The following is a 15524-nucleotide window of genomic DNA, read 5'->3' on the forward strand; positions in this document are numbered from 1 at the left end:
TTAAACTGACGAACATAGAGGCTCAGTGCATTCCCCGGAGTGTACTGAGTTTTTGGTTCAGTAGGTCGATTTCAGATCCGGACTGAAATAATAGGCACAACTGATGCAGTGAATGATTTTTTTAACAAAAGTTAAATCACTTCCCTCGTGGATCTTTCCCATCACGAATCTTTTATTTTGAAATCCTCCTATGCTGACCAGTCTGCAAAATCCCTTAGTCAAGCAACTCCGAAAACTTCAGCAAGCGAAGGAGCGGCGAGAGCAACAGATGTTTTTGCTAGAGGGAACGCATTTGTTGGAGGAAGCTTGCGCGGTAGGTTGTCCGCTGGCGATCGTCTGCTGTACTCCTGATTGGCAGGAACGATATCCGCAGATCTGGGAACGAGCGATCGCCCTTGCTTCCAGGGTTGAACTCGTTAGCCCAGAAGTGCTACAAGCGATCGCCACGACCCAGCATCCCGATGGTGTCGTTGCTACAGCCCACCGCAATATTCCGACCGCGCTCCCAATTCCGACTCTAGGCATTGCCCTAGAAACTCTTCAAGACCCCGGCAACCTGGGCACCGTGATTCGGACTGCTGCCGCCGTTGGAGTCGATGGCTTGTGGCTCAGCGCCGATAGCGTAGATCCAGATCATCCTAAAGTGCTTCGAGCCTCGGCGGGGCAGTGGTTTCGGTTACCCATGGCAGTTAGCCCCACTTTGCAAGAGGAAATCGGGCAGTTTCAGAGCCACGGAGTACAGGTGATAGCAACCTTGCCCACGGCAGAACTGACTTACTGGGAAGCCGATTTAAGCCAGCCAACGTTGATTTTATTGGGGAATGAAGGAGCAGGATTGTCGGCAGAATTAGCAGAAATGGCAGATGTGGGGGTGAAGATTCCCTTAGCAGTGGGCGTGGAGTCTTTGAACGTGGCGATCGCCGCTGCCTTGATTTTGTACGAAGCAAAACGGCAAAGGCTCCGTTAAGTCAATTCATCCGTTGATATTGCCTCTATGCCTCCTTTGGTCTGCATATACTTCTCAATATCTGCTGCCGCTGCTTCTAAATCCTCTAGATCAATAGGCAGAGTCGGTTTAGTCGGCTCTACGGGAACCGTTAACTCTTCAGAAACAGGTAGGCTCATCCCCAAATGGTTGAGCGACTCCATGAAGGCTTGGTTGGCAGCGCGGCGCTGTTCTCTCTGACTTTGATCCATCTCAAAATCGACTTTTTCCAAAAGAATATGCTTAGAGTGCCCAAGTAACTGGCAGATTGCTCACTCGCCCATTGCGGAATCGACCCCTCACCCTTGAGAATGAAGGGACGAAACTTTGATGGGGATGAGCGAAGTGAGTCACGGATTAGACTACGACTTAGTAATTATCGGTGCAGGTGTGGGTGGACATGGGGCTGCTCTGCACGCGGTAAGCTGTGGGCTGAAGACTGCCATTGTTGAAGCAGCAGAGATGGGCGGCACTTGTGTTAACCGTGGCTGTATCCCTTCTAAGGCATTGCTGGCGGCTTCGGGTAAGGTGCGCGAACTGCGCGATGCCCATCATTTAAAGGCACTGGGTATCCAGGTCAATGACGTGGCATTCGAGCGAGGCGCGATCGCTGCTCATGCTCAATCTATTGTGACTAAACAGCGCGAAGGGTTAATTGGCAGCCTCAAGCGCCTGGGGGTTGATATCATTTCTGGGCGAGGCAAGTTGGCTGGCGCACAAAAGCTAACGGTGACTTCTCCAGAAGGCGAAAGAACGGTGACAGCACAAGACATCATCATCGCTACAGGTTCTATTCCCTTTGTGCCGCCTGGTGCCGAGATCGATGGCAAGACGGTCTTTACCAGCGACGATGCCGTGAGGCTGGAGTCTCTACCGCCCTGGATTGCGATCGTGGGAAGCGGCTACATTGGTTTAGAATTTGCCGATGTTTATTCCGCGTTGGGCTGCGAGATTACTTTAATTGAGGCGCTAGATCAACTGATGCCAGGCTTTGATCCTGATATTGCCAAGCTAGCCAAGCGTGTGCTGATTGACCCACGAGATATTGAAACGAAGGTAGGACTGCTGGCGAAAAGAGTCATTCCGGGATCTCCTGTCGTGATTGAATTAGCCGATGCCAAAACGAAGGAAGTCGTAGAAGTACTGGAAGTCGATGCCTGTTTGATTGCGACTGGGCGGATACCGCTAACAAAGGATTTGGGCTTGGAAACCGTGGGAGCAGAACTCGATCGCCGGGGCTTTATTCCCGTGAATGACCAGATGGCAGTGTTAACCCAAGGTCAGCCAGAGCAGCATTTGTGGGCGATCGGGGATGCGACAGGCAAGATGATGTTGGCACATACGGCGGCGGCTCAGGGTGTGGTAGCGATCGAAAATATCTGTGGTCGCCCTCGGACGGTAGACTATCGCAGCATTCCAGCAGCAGCGTTTACCCACCCCGAAGTTAGCTTTGTGGGCTTAACAGAGCCGCAAGCAAAGGAACTAGCAGCGACCGAAGGCTTTGAAATTGCTACGGTGCGATCGTACTTCAAAAGCAACGCAAAGGCATTAGCAGAAGGCGAAACTGACGGTATTGCTAAAGTGATTTACCGTAAGGACACGGGTGAAGTTTTGGGCGTTCATATTTTTGGACTCCATGCGGCTGACCTGATTCAGGAGGCAGCAAACGCCATTGCCCTGCGGCAATCGGTGCATGATTTGGCGTATGTTGTCCATACCCATCCCACCCTATCGGAAGTCTTAGATGAAGCTTACAAACGAGCCGTGGGAGCAGAAGCGCATTAAATGATTCAAATTCGTCGTCGTCACCCCAGTCCCGAAATTGCAGTCGATGCTGTCCGGTTTCAAGCCATGGTTTCTGACCTAGAGCCGCTGAATATTTTAGAAGAAATTGTTTGGCAAAAAGAAAAAGAAATCACCCAGATGCGAGAAAGAACACCGCTGGATGAGCTACAGCGACAAATTGTAGATTGCCCTCCTCCTCAAGATTTTGTGAGGGCGCTGAAACAAGGGAAGACTCAGCCCGCGCTCATTGCCGAGGTGAAGAAGGCTTCGCCCAGTAAAGGCGTGCTGCGAGAAGATTTTGATGCAGTGGCGATCGCCCAGTCTTATCAGGCTGGGGGCGCCAGCTGCCTCTCGGTTTTGACTGACGAAAAATTCTTTCAGGGCAGCTTCGCCAACCTTAAGAACATTCGGGCTGCGGTCGAAATTCCACTGCTCTGCAAAGAGTTCATCATCTATCCTTATCAGCTTTACCTGGCTCGAATCAATGGTGCTGATGCTGTGCTGCTAATTGCGGCAATTTTAGAAGATAGGGATCTGCAATATTTTCTCAAAATTGCCAAAGTCCTGGGCATGGTGGCATTAATTGAAGTGCATACCTTGGCAGAACTCGATCGCGTTTTGGCGCTAGATGGGGTGGCTTTAGTCGGCATCAACAACCGTAACCTAGAAGATTTCTCAGTAGATTTGCAGACGACTGAGCAGATTCTAAAGGCAAGAGATGAAGCGCTCAAAACTCGTGAAATCCTGGTGGTGAGCGAGTCAGGTCTGCATCAGCCAGAGGACTTGCAGCGAGTGCGGCAGGCGGGAGTTGGGGCAGTCCTCATTGGCGAATCTTTGGTCACACAGCCCGATCCGGGAAAGGCGATCGCTAATTTATTTTTTCAATAAATCTCTTCAGTCCGTATCCTACCCATCCTTTGCGAGTTGGGATTTAGGTGCATACTGAAAGAGTGTTGATATATATTCATACTTTTCACGTTTATTCCCCATCATTGAGTTACAGTCCGCATGGAGCCGATTCCTCTTCCTTCTCATATTCACTACGAGCTACTGCTGCAACTCCTGGAACGCCAGACTATGCGCTCGGTAGACCGAAATCATGTCCTCCAAGAGCAAGTGCAAGAACTGATTGTTAATCTTCGCAAAGCAGCTTCGCAGCAGCGACAGATCGAGGAAAGCTGTCGGCGATCGAACTTAGCAATTGATTATCGATGGTCGTTAAACGAATCCAATGAAGCAGTTTCCACACCCATGCCCAAGGAGTAGCAGCCCTAGACAAAAGTAGAAGAAACCCGATCTCTTGCCCAATAACCTGTTAGAATTCTCTGGACAAATGACCCCACGCTTCGAGGTCTTGAGTGTCGCAGTTAAGCTCTATGCACGACAGTTGTCTTCCAGTTAACCCGCTTAATCCTCCCTTTTCTGAAGTGGAGGAGGACATGGCATTGAAGCTGACCTGTTCTCTAACCGCCCATCAGACGCTTTTAAACGAGTTGGCAGTTCCAGCCTCCGAGCAAGAAAAGATCTCCCGAATTTATCACTTAGAGCAGGCACTAGACCAGGCAATTCAGTGTATCAGTGATCTGAAGACACAGGTGCAAGACCAACAGGTTTTGGAGTCGCAGCTTGCTAACACCGAGGAATTTGCTTATGTACAGCAGCAGGCGATCGCGCGTCTCAAGTTGCAAATTGTAGAGCAAGGACAGGCACTAGAAGCTCAAATTCTTGAAACCCAGCAGCGTGATCAAGCTGTTGAAGAGTTATTAGTGAGCGTTGAGGTCATTACCCAAACCCAGCAGCAAGAGCTAGAGCGGTTGCGCCTCAAGCTTATGGAAGACCAGCGGGAGGCACAAGGACAGCGGACTCGCATGGGCATCCAACTTCAGGATGTGCAGACTCAGCTAGAGTCGCGGCAGCTACGGGTCAGCGAGTTAGAGTCAGAAACCTTGGCAGTCCGGGCTTCGACGACAAGTTTGCAGGTGCAGCTAGACTCTGCTCGCGACCAAATTCGAGAGCTATCGGCAAAAAGTCCGGCACTGGTGGCAATGCGCCAAGACTTTGCTAAGGCACAGGGACAAGTGGAAGAACTGGAGCAGCAGATTGCGCAACAGACCATGAACCATACCCGTTGGCAGCAGCTTCATCAGGAAATGGAAGAAGAGCGCGATCGCCTGCAAATTCGGGTGACCAATCTGGAGCTACAAACCGCAGAAATGCAAGAGCAAGTGCTGCACCAGGCACAACATGCCACCGAGCAGGAAACCGCAGTGCAGTATTGGAAAGATCGCTACCTCGCTAGCCAAGAAGAAAGAATGCAGATTAAAGAGCGCCTGCAACAGGTGAATGATCCAATAGTGCGATCGCTCCTGGCTCAACATTTCAACGACCTCCGCCCCGAGAAATTGGAACCCCGCTCTCTTGCTGCCCTGCCTCTTCCCAAGCTGTTGCCCCCCGATCTGCCAGATTTTTTGACGCGGCGACGGGGCAATAAGCCAAAACCCAGTATAGAAACCTAAAAACCGCAAAACCTAAAATCGCGTTAGCCAAACCAAATCGCCAAGTTGTATCATCCTGATCTAGACATCGACGATGAACAATCCTCACAAAGGCAGGGTAGACGAATGGACGATAAACTAATGCTGATGATTCCGGGCCCCACACCCGTACCGGAACAGGTCTTGCTGGCACTAGCCAAGCACCCGATTGGGCACCGGAGCGGTGACTTTAGCAAGATTATGGCAGAGGTGGTAGAAGGCTTAAAGTGGCTGCACCAAACCCAAAACGATGTGCTGGTGCTGGCGGCAAGCGGCACGGGCGCAATGGAAGCGGGAATTATTAACTTCTTGAGTCCTGGCGATCGCGTTTTGGTCGGTTCTAACGGCAAGTTTGGCGAACGCTGGGCAGAAGTTTGTCAAGCCTACGGTCTTACGGTCGAGAGCATCACCTCAGAATGGGGCAAACCCCTCGACCCTGAACAGTTTCGCGCTTCTCTAGAGGCAGACACTGATAAGCAAATCAAAGCGGTCATTGTTACCCATAGCGAAACCTCCACAGGCGTTCTCAACGACTTGAAAACCATCAGCCGCCCTGTGAAAGCCCACGGGGCACTCATGATTGCCGATGCCGTCACTAGTTTAGGCGCAACCAGTGTGCCCATGGATGAGTGGAACCTAGATGTGGTTGGATCTGGCTCTCAGAAGGGCTTTATGCTACCTCCTGGTTTAGGCTTTGTGGCGGTCAGTTCTAAAGCATGGGAAGCTTACACCCACGCCAAGTTACCTCGCTACTACCTGGACTTGGGCAAGTATCGTAAAGACGCGGCAAAAAACAGCACACCTTTTACGCCTCCCGTTAATATGTTCTTTGCTCTACAAGTGGCGCTGAAGATGATGCGGGCAGAAGGATTAGAGAATATCTTTGCGCGCCATCATCGACAAATGAACGCTACCCGCGCCGCGATGAAGGCAATGGGGTTGCCGTTATTGGCAGCAGATGGATATGGGAGCCCAGCGATCACAGCGGTTGCGCCTATTAACGTGGATGCCGAGAAGATTCGGTCGATTGTGCGGAAGCGGTTTGATATTGCGATGGCAGGAGGACAAGATCATCTGAGTGGCAAAATCTTCCGGGTAGGGCACTTAGGGTTTGTCAGCGATCGCGATATTCTCACGGCAATGAGTGCGTTAGAGGCTGCTCTTCAGGAGTTGAATTATGAAGGATTTACACCGGGTGCTGGGGTGACAGCAGCAGCAAAAGCCTTGGCAGCAGGGTAGAAGGAGATCTAACCCAGAACTTTAGGATGAAGGGCGATCGAGAAACTCGACAGAGACGCGATCGCCTACCTGAAGTCCTAGTTCCTCAGCCCGACCGCTCCGCAGTTCGATCACTTGATTAACAGACTCCTTCGAGCCGTAGGTGGGGCATGGGTTGGCGGCACAAGGCTGGGCATCAGCAGCGATCGCTTTCACTTCACCGTCGAGCAAGAACACAATATCCAATGGCGAAGGCGTATCTTTCATCCAAAATATGACCGGGCGAGGCGGCTCGAAGGGAAATAACATGCCGCGATCGTCAGCAAGGGGAGGACGATTCATTAACCCGATTTCTTGTTGCTCTGGAGTTCCGGCGACCTCAAGCTGAATGACCTGATCTTCGAAGGTCACTTTGGCAGTAATGGGCAAGGTTTGCAGAGGGCTTGCTTGGGAGAGGGTTGCTGGCACTTGCGCAACGGGTGGAGAGGAAGAGGCACAGCCTAAGAGTAGAATGCTGGCTGTCATGCCCACTAAACTCTTCAGCACAGAATGATTAATCATTTGATTATTTTGACTGATTATTATTTTGACGACTTTAACTTCTGATCATTGTTTTGACCATTGACTGTATTACGCTTCTCTTAACACATACCCCACTCCCCGCACCGTTTGGATGAGTCGTTTCTCGCCCTCGTCTTCAACTTTCAGCCGCAGATAACGCACATAAACTTCTATTACATTAGATTCACCGACAAAATCGTAGCCCCAGACATTTTCGAGAATTTGTTCACGGGTTAACACTTCGCGGGGATGTTCCATTAAAAACTTGAGGAGTTCAAACTCTTTCATCGTCAGGTCAATCAGCCGCGCATTGCGGCTGGCTCGGCGGGTAGCAAGATCGAGTATTAAGTCTCCAAACCGAAGCTGCTCATGGCTTGGAGCCTCGGTCTTGAGGTAGAGCCTGACTAGCTTGAGAAAGTCATCGGTGCGATAGGGCTTCAGAAAATAATCATCGGCTCCTGCCTCTAAGCAAGCCACTCGATCGTCGACGGCATCGCGTACCATCAACAAAATGATCGGGCTGCGAGTGCCGATCGATCGCAAATGGTTCGCTAGCGTTAACCCCGATTCGCTGGCTAGCATCCGATCTAAAACAATCAGCGCTGGCTGTAGCTCCCGGACTTTCCGTAATCCTATGGCAACATCTGGGGCGATCGCCGTTTCGTAGCCAGCCTCCTGTAAATCTAGGCTCATTTGCTTGGCTAACACTTCATCGGTTTCAATGACCAAAACATGGGGCGTTTTGGTATTGCTGTCTGGAAGGGTAGGGGGAGCATTGCTCATAAGACCCGGGTGTGAAATGGCAACTCAGTTGTAGCACGACATTACGGCAATTCTACCGAGGTTGGTTTTGCCACATGGGGTAAGCCCCATCCTAGCTTTTCGCGCAAGACATGGAAAAACTCGTTGGGGCGGAGGCGAATAAACCGAGCAGAATAGGGCGATCGGACAATTCTCACCCGGTCTTCGGGCATAACCGAGCAACCCGCATTGCCGTCCACTACCATAATCAGCGGATCGGCATTAGCAGGAAAGATTGTCACAGGTTCGGTATCGGCAAACACTAATGCCCGTGAAGCTAACGAATGCGGACAAATGGGCACAAGCTGTAGTGCTGCTACCCCCGGAGCGACCACCGGACCGCCTGCCGAGAGAGAATAAGCTGTAGAACCCGTCGGGGTAGAGACAATCACGCCATCTGCCGCAATATCGACAGGAGCATGTCTGCCTAGCTCAATTTCAAAGTGGCACATACTGGTCAGTGGCTCTCGGTGCAGCACCATTTCATTCAGGCAAAGTACCTCCCAGACCAGGGCATTATCTCGCCAAACCTGCACCGCTAGCATCGCCCGTTCTTCAACCTCATACTGTCCTGCTATGAGCACCTCAAGCGCCTGGGGCACCTGGTTGACATAGGCTTCGGTTAAAAAGCCCATGTGACCTGTATTCACCGTTAGTACGGGGATGCCACAGGGCGCAACTTGGCGAAATGCCGATAAAACTGTGCCATCTCCCCCTAAAGCGACAGCAAACGCCATATCTTTATCAAACCCAGGCGGTGTCAGTTGGGTAATAGGCGTATGGCAAATGGGGCGACCCGGTCGAGAGTAGCCTAGAATGCCACCGATCCCGGTTGCCAAGATAACTTCCCAGCCTTTTGCCAATAGCTCTTGTCTAATTTCTTCGGCAACTCGGTTAGCCAGAGGTTTAGCATCGTTGTAAATAACGCCAGCTTTGGGCACAAGCAATGTCCAATTCAGAACTTAAAGGAATTAAAACTTAAAAGTGGGCGTTTCCTAATTAATTAAGAAACACTCTCCTATTAGATTATTACGTTATTCGACCATTCCCTAATTCTAAAACCCTATGCCCGACTTACCCCCTCTTACAAATGAAACACTTTGGGCAATTCTGAACGATGAACTGGAGGATGCGATCGCCAACCAACTCATCTGGCAGTGCCTCGGCTATCGTCGTCAGCAAGACCAGTGGGATGCGGCTGCCGTTGACCCAGTGTGGCGCGAAGCGTATCCTGAGCCACCAGACTTTATTGAGAGCCGTCCGGCAACGGTTAAGTTAACGCGATCGATCGCCCAAGAGCATAAGCAGCTTTTGAAGGAGGAACTAAAGTTCGAGGGCTATTCAATCAGCGAGCTAGTGCCTCGCAAAACTCGGCGGGCAACGATGGTGAACTGGTTGTTGGCATACCGTAAGAGTTCTCAAAGCTAGAAGCGGTAGGGGCAGCAGCTACGGAACGACCTCTACTGGGGTGCCAACGCGAACTATTTCAAACAATGAAACGACATCTTTGTCATACATCCGAATACAGCCGTGGGAAGCAGACGTACCGACGCTTTCGGGATTAGGGGTACCGTGGAAGCCAATGTAGTTGGCACCGTCTGTCCAGAAGCCAATCCAGCGAGAACCTAGAGGATTATCATTGCCGGGGGAGACAATTTCGCCTGTAAAGGGATTTTGCCAAGCAGGGTCTATGATTTTATCGATCACTTGAAACTTGCCAGCGGGCGTTTCCCAGCCGCTCCGTCCGATCGCAATGGGAAAGCTGGTCGTCACTTTGTCGCGATCGTAGACGTAGACGCGGCGATCGCTCAGCCGAATCAGCAGATGTACTTTTGCGACGATATTCGGAGACGGCAGGTAGCGATTTGCGCCCCCTAGCTCCGGTACTTCTACTACAGAGGAAGGACTGAGTGCTAACAAGGAATCGAGCAGCGGTTTTAGTTGAGCGGATGAAAGGTTGGCAGAGGTGGAAGCTGATCCAGATGCCGATGCGGGAATTGTTTGCGCGATCGCTCCTCTTGGCATTCCAAAAAGCAACAGCAGTAAGCCCAGCCCTAGCTGTTTAGAATAAATCATTCCCTCTTCTCCCCATACGACATTCTTAGATAGCCCAGCCTTCTCCAAATTCTAAACGCCGATCGCCCTGCGAGTTTTGTTATCCTAACAATCTGTGCCAGAGTACTTAACCAAAAGTTCAGTTGAAACGATGTCATTGGTTGTTGCCACTTTCTATAAATTTGTTCGATTGCCCGATTTTGCCGAGATGCGATCGCCCCTTCACGATCTTTGCGAGTCTCTGGGCATTCGGGGCACCATTCTGCTGGCTGAAGAAGGCATTAATGGCACCTTGGCTGGAACGGCAGAAGCGATCGCCCAACTCCTGAACCATCTTCGTGCCGACCTTCGCTTTGCCAATTTAGAACCCAAAGAATCTTCTGCCGAGTTGCCGCCGTTTGATCGCCTCAAAGTTCGTCTTAAAAAAGAGATCGTTACCCTGGGCTTACCCGTTGACCCTAATCATCAAGTCGGTACCTACGTGCAGGCTCAAGACTGGAATGCCCTGATTTCTGATCCTGACGTAGTGGTGATTGATACTCGCAATGATTATGAAGTCAGCATTGGCACTTTTGAGCGATCGCAAAACCCCAAAACGCGATCGTTCCGGCAGTTTCCAGAGTACGTTCAGCGGCACCTTGACCCGGCGCAGCACCCCAAAGTAGCGCTGTTTTGCACAGGCGGCATTCGCTGCGAAAAAGCTTCATCCTTCATGCTGGCACAGGGTTTTCAAGAGGTTTACCATCTTCAGGGTGGCATTTTGAAGTATCTCGAAGAAATCCCCGACGATGAGAGCCTGTGGCAAGGAGAATGTTTTGTGTTTGACCAGCGGGTGGCAATTCAACAAGGACTCGCTTTAGGAACTTACCAGATGTGTCCAGCCTGCGGACATCCCATCTCCCCAGAAGTTTTTTCCTGTCCCCATTGCGCCCCTCTAGCCGATTCCGTAGATTTGCTCTCTCACCTTGATACAAAATGATTAGCTACCTCAAAGGCATCGTTGCAAGCGTTCAAAAAGTGAGCAATACCCGCGTAATCCTCACCCTGGAAGTCAACCAAATTGGCTACGATCTCCAAGTTGCTCCCCGCCTCATTCAAAAGATTCCGCCTCAAGAGGAAACGATGCAGGTGTTTACACACATGCAAACCCGCGAAGACCAGACTGTGCTGTTTGGCTTTGAATCCGTTGCGGAGCGGGATTTGTTTCGGCAACTAATTAGCGTCAGCGGCATTGGGCCCCAGATGGGACTGGCGCTGCTCGACTCATTGGGCTTACAAGAGTTGGTGCAGGCGATCGTCACTAGCAATACGCGCTTGCTGTCGCGGACTCCTGGAGTAGGAGCAAAAACCGCCGAGCGCATTGCCCTAGAGCTAAAAACTAAGCTAGCAGAATGGCGGCTTCAATCAGGAATTTCAACTGCGCCCGATGCATCTCCGGCTTCGGCAATTCAAGAGGATGTGGAGATGACACTGGTGGCATTGGGTTATACAAATGGCGAGATTACGCAGGCATTGCGTACCGTAGGTCAGAAAACGGCGCTGGCAAAGAATGCCAATGCAGAAGCCTGGATACGAGAAGCGATCGCCTGGTTAAGCCAGTAAGAGGTTGTCTGAGAAGTCTAGGTTGCTATCCAATCCGCCCCCTAAATCCCCCATTTTGGGGAACTTTGAAGAAGGAGTGGCTCGGAAGTCCTCCAAAATGGGGGGTTGGGGGGCGAGTGTAAGAATCTTTGATACTTCTCAGACATTCTCTAAGAACTAGAGCCTTTTGATCAAGCTAAGGAGGCTATTGAGATGAAGGTATAGGTTTCTTTGAGCTTCATCATCAAGCCTCAAACTTTTTCTGACTTTCTCTCACTGACGATTCAAAGCTAGGTTCATATCTTGGAAGGAGTGAATGACCTGTTACTTTGAATTTCAAGGAGATTGACAATGGCACATCCGGTTCTTGTCCCCATTTACGAATATTACGTGATTGATGGAGGAAAATGGCGCTTTCAATATTCTGCTAGTCCTGACATTCGAGAGGGTTGGAAGCGATCGGGTATTGCTTTCTTCGCCTTTACGTCAAACCACCCTGAAGTTCTGCCAATCTATCAGTACCATGCTGAAGATCCGTGGCGGTATCAATATTCTAGAGATCCAGATATTAAAGACGGTTGGATTAAAGATCATGTAGCGTTTTATGCCTATACCTTTCAACATTCTGATGCCCTTCCCATTAATCAATATTCTGCTCGTGATCCTTGGCGATATCAGTATCGATCGCTAATTTTAGGAACTCATCCCATAACAGGATCAGACTGGTTGCATGAAGGCATTGCTTTCTATTGCTATGCAGCGTCTTCGTTTCGGTTAACGTATGAGTGAATGTCGTCAAGTTTTACGCGATCGCTTTGCAAGGATTTCCTCGTTCGTTTCAATAACTTTAGCTTCAAGAATTTTCTGTCGGCTTTATTAGCGAAGCCGCACACTATTCTAAAAGAGCAACATTTGGCGAAAATGGAGCTAAAACCTCTAACCGCGCCATATCTCCTTGATAATGACGGTTGACTAACTCTGCTTTTGAACGAAGGCGATCGCCCACATAGCACAAATCTACAGGTAGTCCATGCATCAAAAGAAACGCGGCTAATTGTTCAGCATGAAGATAAACGCCCGACTGGTGAAGGCGTTCTAAGATTTCTTCAAAAGAAGACCAAGGCTGATTCACTGGAGGGACCATAAGCAAGACAATGAGGTTGTAGTCTATATTACACTTTATCTTTCTTAGGCATGAATGCAGAACAGATCGGGGTATTTTGCAGTGAGTTTTTTCTTGAAGCTGATACTGAGCCAGAATTTGTGATGTAGCATTTTTGGAGAAGGGTTCATCAAAACATTCTGGCTCACTGAATCAGAACTGCCGAGTTTGAAAAGTGTAATCTTCCTAACATTTCAACTATCCTTAGTTTCAATAGACTGCAACATATCTAACTTTTGCGCTTCGCTGTAGCCTGGACACGCCCAGTACTTACCCTCTATGACCGATACTATTCTCGATGTTCGGAACTTGCAAATTCAGTTTCAAATCGACGATCGCATTATTAATGCTGTAGACGGCATTTCTTTTGCAATAAACCGTGGGCAAACCTTAGGAATTGTCGGAGAATCTGGCTCTGGCAAGTCGGTAACCGCGCTGGCAGTTATGGGGCTAATTCCTTGCCCACCCGGAAAAGTAGCGAGCGGTGAGATTTGGTTTAAGGCAGAAGACGCTGCTCCAGCTGATTTATTGACTGTTTCTCAAGCGCAAATTCAGCAGTACCGGGGCGACCAGATCTCAATGATTTTTCAAGAGCCGATGAGTTCTCTTAACCCAGTTTATACCTGCGGTTACCAACTCATTGAGGCGATTCGGCTGCACCAAGAAATTCCTATGCCTGAAGCGCGTCGTCAAGCCCTCAGCTTGCTGCAAGAGGTGAAACTGTTGCCCAGTGATGAGCAACTGGAGCAAGAATGTCTGGAGGATTTACAGAAAGACGGTAAGCTTTCTGAGCGAGATTTGATGCAGGCAGTGAATCAGCGTAAGCAAGCAATTTTGGAACGCTACCCTCATGAGCTTTCTGGCGGACAAATTCAACGCGTCATGATTGCGATGGCGATTTCTTGCAACCCAACTTTACTCATTGCTGATGAACCCACGACGGCGTTAGATGTAACGGTACAGGCAACAATTTTGGATTTGCTCAGAGAACTGCGCGATCGCCGGGGCATGTCCATCATGTTTATCACTCATGATCTAGGCATCATTGCCGAAATCGCCGATACTGTTGCGGTCATGTATCAGGGCAAAATTGTCGAATCAGGAGATGTGCTCGATATCTTTGCTGCCCCTCAGCATCCTTATACCAAAGGCTTACTCGCTTGTCGTCCTCGTCCTCAGCAGCGAATGCGTTATTTGCCAACCGTCTCTGATTTTATGGAAGTGAAGACAGAAGGAAACGCCACGATTATTCAGCCGAAGGTCATGACCGTAGAGCAGAAGGCGCATTTTACTGCCGAAGTAACGCCTGAAGAGACAAGCCAAAGACTGACCGCATTGGAAAAGCAACCGCCGCTACTGTCGGTTGATAGCCTGCAAGTGGGCTTCCCAATTCGCGGCGCTTTTGGTCAGACAAAACGTTATGTCATGGCAGTCAACAACGTTTCTTTTCAGGTTTATCCGGGCGAAACGCTGGGTTTGGTAGGCGAGTCGGGCTGCGGTAAAACCACACTTTCCCGGACGCTGCTACAACTGATCAAGTCGATGAGTGGCAAAATGGTGTTTGAAGGTAAAGATATTACCCAACTCAAGCCACGTGACCTACGCCAATTGCGGCGCGATATGCAAATTATTTTTCAAGACCCCTTTAGTTCGCTCGATCCGCGCACTTCGATCGGCGATGCTGTCATGGAGCCGTTGAATATTCATCAGGTAGAAAGCCGCCGCGATCGCCAACAGCGGGTTTCTTACCTGCTCGATCGTGTCGGGCTTGATCCGGCTTGGAGTAAACGCTTCCCCCACGAATTTTCGGGCGGACAGCGTCAACGGGTTTGCATTGCGCGGGCATTGGCGCTCAACCCTAAGTTTATTATTTGTGATGAATCAGTTTCGGCGCTGGATGTTTCAATTCAGGCGCAAGTGCTGAACCTGTTGAAAGAACTGCAAGATGAGTTCAAGCTAACTTATATTTTTATCTCCCATGATCTGAGCGTGGTTAAGTTTATGAGCGATCGCATCATGGTCATGAACCGAGGCAAAATTGAGGAGTTGGGCCCTGCCGATCGCGTTTATAATCAACCGCAGCAGGCTTATACTCGCCAACTGATTGCTGCAATTCCGACGGGAAACTTGCAGTCGATTCGCGATCGTCGAACTCAGCGGGCTAACTCCTGAGATTGCTCAACCTCCTGATCAATGGACTACAATAATGTAATTACATAGTAGATACGAAAGTGGCACGAGGAGCATTTGTGAATACAGTTGTCAGTACGCGCATTGTTAAAATCGGCAATTCTCAAGGCATTCGTATTCCTAAGCTGCTGCTAGACCAGCTTGATTTGGGCGAAGAAGTAGAACTAGAAGTACTGGATAACCAGCTAGTAGTACGCGCCATTTCATACCCTCGTCATCACTGGGACGAACAGTTTCGTAGTATGGCAGAACATTGTGACGATAAGCTCGTCGATCAGCCTATCGTCAGTCTTACAGACTGGGACAATGAGTGGGAATGGTCGTAAAACGGTTTGAAGTTTATTTGATTGCTCTTGACTCAACAGTGGGCGATGAAATCCAAAAAACTCGACCTTGCTTAGTCATCTCACCCGATGAAATGAATCGCTACATCAGCACGGTGATGATTGCGCCCATGACCACCAAGGGCAGAGTTTACCCTAGCCGAGTCACCTGCCGCTTTCAAGAAAAGGAAGGGCAAATTGTGTTGGATCAGATTCGCACAGTAGACAAGACACGGTTAATCAAGCGGTTAGGACAGCTTGAGGAGATAGTACAGAAAGATGTTTTGGCAGTTTTAGCAGAAATGTTTGCGCTGTAGTCGGCGGCAATT

19 protein-coding genes are annotated in these 15524 nt (G+C 49.8%); 13 read left to right on the forward strand and 6 right to left on the reverse strand.

The genetic code is table 11. The features are described 5' to 3' along the window. Nucleotides 1-190: 190 nt before the first annotated feature. Entirely contained in the window at nt 191-967 is a 777-nt protein-coding gene (locus tag KME11_02255; GenBank protein ID MBW4514031.1) for an RNA methyltransferase, read from the forward strand. On the opposite strand, the gene KME11_02260 is transcribed toward KME11_02255, so the two are convergent. Next, a complete protein-coding gene (locus tag KME11_02260) occupies nt 964-1218 on the reverse strand; it encodes a hypothetical protein (protein ID MBW4514032.1) in 255 nt (84 codons plus the stop codon). The two genes, KME11_02255 and KME11_02260, sit on opposite strands and share 4 nt — an antisense overlap. Before the next feature lie 112 nt (nt 1219-1330). Here KME11_02260 and lpdA point away from each other — a divergent pair, with 112 nt between their 5' ends. The 5 genes from lpdA to KME11_02285 all read left to right on the forward strand — a co-directional run bounded on the left by lpdA (nt 1331) and on the right by KME11_02285 (nt 6543). Next, a complete protein-coding gene (lpdA, locus tag KME11_02265) occupies nt 1331-2770 on the forward strand; it encodes a dihydrolipoyl dehydrogenase (protein MBW4514033.1) in 1440 nt (479 codons plus the stop codon). 3 nt (nt 2771-2773) lie between these two features. Beyond that, nucleotides 2774-3658 (forward strand): indole-3-glycerol phosphate synthase TrpC, encoded by an 885-nt coding sequence (gene trpC, locus KME11_02270; protein MBW4514034.1) that lies wholly within the window; start codon nt 2774-2776, stop codon nt 3656-3658. 120 nt (nt 3659-3778) lie between these two features. Further along, the gene (locus KME11_02275) at nt 3779-4036 is read left to right on the forward strand and encodes a DUF5340 domain-containing protein (GenBank protein ID MBW4514035.1); all 258 of its coding nucleotides are present in this window, start codon (nt 3779-3781) and stop codon (nt 4034-4036) included. Between the two features lie 110 nt (nt 4037-4146). Continuing rightward, a complete protein-coding gene (locus tag KME11_02280) occupies nt 4147-5286 on the forward strand; it encodes a hypothetical protein (GenBank protein MBW4514036.1) in 1140 nt (379 codons plus the stop codon). Between the two features lie 105 nt (nt 5287-5391). Continuing rightward, nucleotides 5392-6543 (forward strand): alanine--glyoxylate aminotransferase family protein, encoded by a 1152-nt coding sequence (locus KME11_02285; GenBank protein MBW4514037.1) that lies wholly within the window; start codon nt 5392-5394, stop codon nt 6541-6543. A gap of 21 nt (nt 6544-6564) precedes the next feature. Here KME11_02285 and KME11_02290 read toward each other — a convergent pair whose 3' ends face one another. The 3 genes from KME11_02290 to KME11_02300 form a co-directional block, all read right to left on the reverse strand. After that, nucleotides 6565-7083 carry a DUF192 domain-containing protein gene (locus tag KME11_02290; protein MBW4514038.1) on the reverse strand — a complete coding sequence of 173 codons (519 nt, stop codon included), beginning with the start codon at nt 7081-7083 and terminating at the stop codon, nt 6565-6567. Nucleotides 7084-7152: 69 nt separating this feature from the next. After that, nucleotides 7153-7866 (reverse strand): response regulator transcription factor, encoded by a 714-nt coding sequence (locus KME11_02295; protein MBW4514039.1) that lies wholly within the window; start codon nt 7864-7866, stop codon nt 7153-7155. Nucleotides 7867-7907: 41 nt separating this feature from the next. Next, the gene (locus tag KME11_02300) at nt 7908-8825 is read right to left on the reverse strand and encodes an NAD(+) kinase (GenBank protein ID MBW4514040.1); all 918 of its coding nucleotides are present in this window, start codon (nt 8823-8825) and stop codon (nt 7908-7910) included. A 124-nt stretch (nt 8826-8949) separates the two neighbouring features. Here KME11_02300 and KME11_02305 point away from each other — a divergent pair, with 124 nt between their 5' ends. Then, nucleotides 8950-9312, forward strand: coding sequence for a DUF1823 family protein (locus KME11_02305; protein MBW4514041.1), 363 nt, complete (start codon nt 8950-8952; stop codon nt 9310-9312). 18 nt (nt 9313-9330) lie between these two features. Here the strand turns inward: KME11_02305 and KME11_02310 are convergent, their stop codons facing one another. Further along, nucleotides 9331-9909 (reverse strand): L,D-transpeptidase, encoded by a 579-nt coding sequence (locus KME11_02310; protein MBW4514042.1) that lies wholly within the window; start codon nt 9907-9909, stop codon nt 9331-9333. A 181-nt stretch (nt 9910-10090) separates the two neighbouring features. Between KME11_02310 and KME11_02315 the strand changes: the two genes are divergently transcribed. From KME11_02315 to KME11_02325, 3 genes are all read left to right on the forward strand, one after another. Continuing rightward, nucleotides 10091-10918, forward strand: coding sequence for a rhodanese-related sulfurtransferase (locus KME11_02315; protein ID MBW4514043.1), 828 nt, complete (start codon nt 10091-10093; stop codon nt 10916-10918). Beyond that, nucleotides 10915-11541 (forward strand): Holliday junction branch migration protein RuvA, encoded by a 627-nt coding sequence (gene ruvA, locus KME11_02320; protein MBW4514044.1) that lies wholly within the window; start codon nt 10915-10917, stop codon nt 11539-11541. Before KME11_02315 ends, ruvA begins: the two co-directional genes overlap by 4 nt. 330 nt (nt 11542-11871) lie before the next feature. Further along, complete coding sequence (locus KME11_02325; protein ID MBW4514045.1) at nt 11872-12309, forward strand: hypothetical protein; 438 nt, start codon at nt 11872-11874, stop codon at nt 12307-12309. Between the two features lie 103 nt (nt 12310-12412). Here the strand turns inward: KME11_02325 and KME11_02330 are convergent, their stop codons facing one another. After that, nucleotides 12413-12664, reverse strand: a complete 252-nt coding sequence (locus KME11_02330) for a hypothetical protein (GenBank protein ID MBW4514046.1) — start codon at nt 12662-12664, stop codon at nt 12413-12415. A 297-nt stretch (nt 12665-12961) separates the two neighbouring features. On the opposite strand from KME11_02330, the gene KME11_02335 reads away from it, so the two are divergent. The 3 genes from KME11_02335 to KME11_02345 all read left to right on the forward strand — a co-directional run bounded on the left by KME11_02335 (nt 12962) and on the right by KME11_02345 (nt 15512). Further along, on the forward strand, nt 12962-14854 hold the full coding sequence (locus tag KME11_02335; GenBank protein ID MBW4514047.1) for an ABC transporter ATP-binding protein: 1893 nt from the start codon (nt 12962-12964) through the stop codon (nt 14852-14854). Nucleotides 14855-14931: 77 nt separating this feature from the next. After that, a complete protein-coding gene (locus tag KME11_02340; GenBank protein MBW4514048.1) occupies nt 14932-15198 on the forward strand; it encodes an AbrB/MazE/SpoVT family DNA-binding domain-containing protein in 267 nt (88 codons plus the stop codon). Then, a complete protein-coding gene (locus tag KME11_02345; GenBank protein MBW4514049.1) occupies nt 15189-15512 on the forward strand; it encodes a type II toxin-antitoxin system PemK/MazF family toxin in 324 nt (107 codons plus the stop codon). Before KME11_02340 ends, KME11_02345 begins: the two co-directional genes overlap by 10 nt. Nucleotides 15513-15524: the final 12 nt, after the last annotated feature.

This window comes from Timaviella obliquedivisa GSE-PSE-MK23-08B (assembly GCA_019358855.1).
Lineage (GTDB): Bacteria > Cyanobacteriota > Cyanobacteriia > Elainellales > Elainellaceae > Timaviella > Timaviella obliquedivisa.

What these genes read in the sequence shown, in the direction of transcription:
- KME11_02255 (MBW4514031.1), top strand. Translation starts at nt 191, where the DNA reads ATGCTGACCAGTCTGCAAAATCCCTTAGTCAAGCAACTCCGAAAACTT.
- KME11_02275 (MBW4514035.1), top strand. Translation starts at nt 3,779, where the DNA reads ATGGAGCCGATTCCTCTTCCTTCTCATATTCACTACGAGCTACTGCTG.
- KME11_02280 (MBW4514036.1), top strand. Translation starts at nt 4,147, where the DNA reads ATGCACGACAGTTGTCTTCCAGTTAACCCGCTTAATCCTCCCTTTTCT.
- KME11_02285 (MBW4514037.1), top strand. Translation starts at nt 5,392, where the DNA reads ATGGACGATAAACTAATGCTGATGATTCCGGGCCCCACACCCGTACCG.
- KME11_02290 (MBW4514038.1), bottom strand. Translation starts at nt 7,083, where the DNA reads ATGATTAATCATTCTGTGCTGAAGAGTTTAGTGGGCATGACAGCCAGC.
- KME11_02295 (MBW4514039.1), bottom strand. Translation starts at nt 7,866, where the DNA reads ATGAGCAATGCTCCCCCTACCCTTCCAGACAGCAATACCAAAACGCCC.
- KME11_02305 (MBW4514041.1), top strand. Translation starts at nt 8,950, where the DNA reads ATGCCCGACTTACCCCCTCTTACAAATGAAACACTTTGGGCAATTCTG.
- KME11_02310 (MBW4514042.1), bottom strand. Translation starts at nt 9,909, where the DNA reads ATGCCAAGAGGAGCGATCGCGCAAACAATTCCCGCATCGGCATCTGGA.
- KME11_02315 (MBW4514043.1), top strand. Translation starts at nt 10,091, where the DNA reads ATGTCATTGGTTGTTGCCACTTTCTATAAATTTGTTCGATTGCCCGAT.
- ruvA (MBW4514044.1), top strand. Translation starts at nt 10,915, where the DNA reads ATGATTAGCTACCTCAAAGGCATCGTTGCAAGCGTTCAAAAAGTGAGC.
- KME11_02325 (MBW4514045.1), top strand. Translation starts at nt 11,872, where the DNA reads ATGGCACATCCGGTTCTTGTCCCCATTTACGAATATTACGTGATTGAT.
- KME11_02330 (MBW4514046.1), bottom strand. Translation starts at nt 12,664, where the DNA reads ATGGTCCCTCCAGTGAATCAGCCTTGGTCTTCTTTTGAAGAAATCTTA.
- KME11_02335 (MBW4514047.1), top strand. Translation starts at nt 12,962, where the DNA reads ATGACCGATACTATTCTCGATGTTCGGAACTTGCAAATTCAGTTTCAA.
- KME11_02345 (MBW4514049.1), top strand. Translation starts at nt 15,189, where the DNA reads ATGGTCGTAAAACGGTTTGAAGTTTATTTGATTGCTCTTGACTCAACA.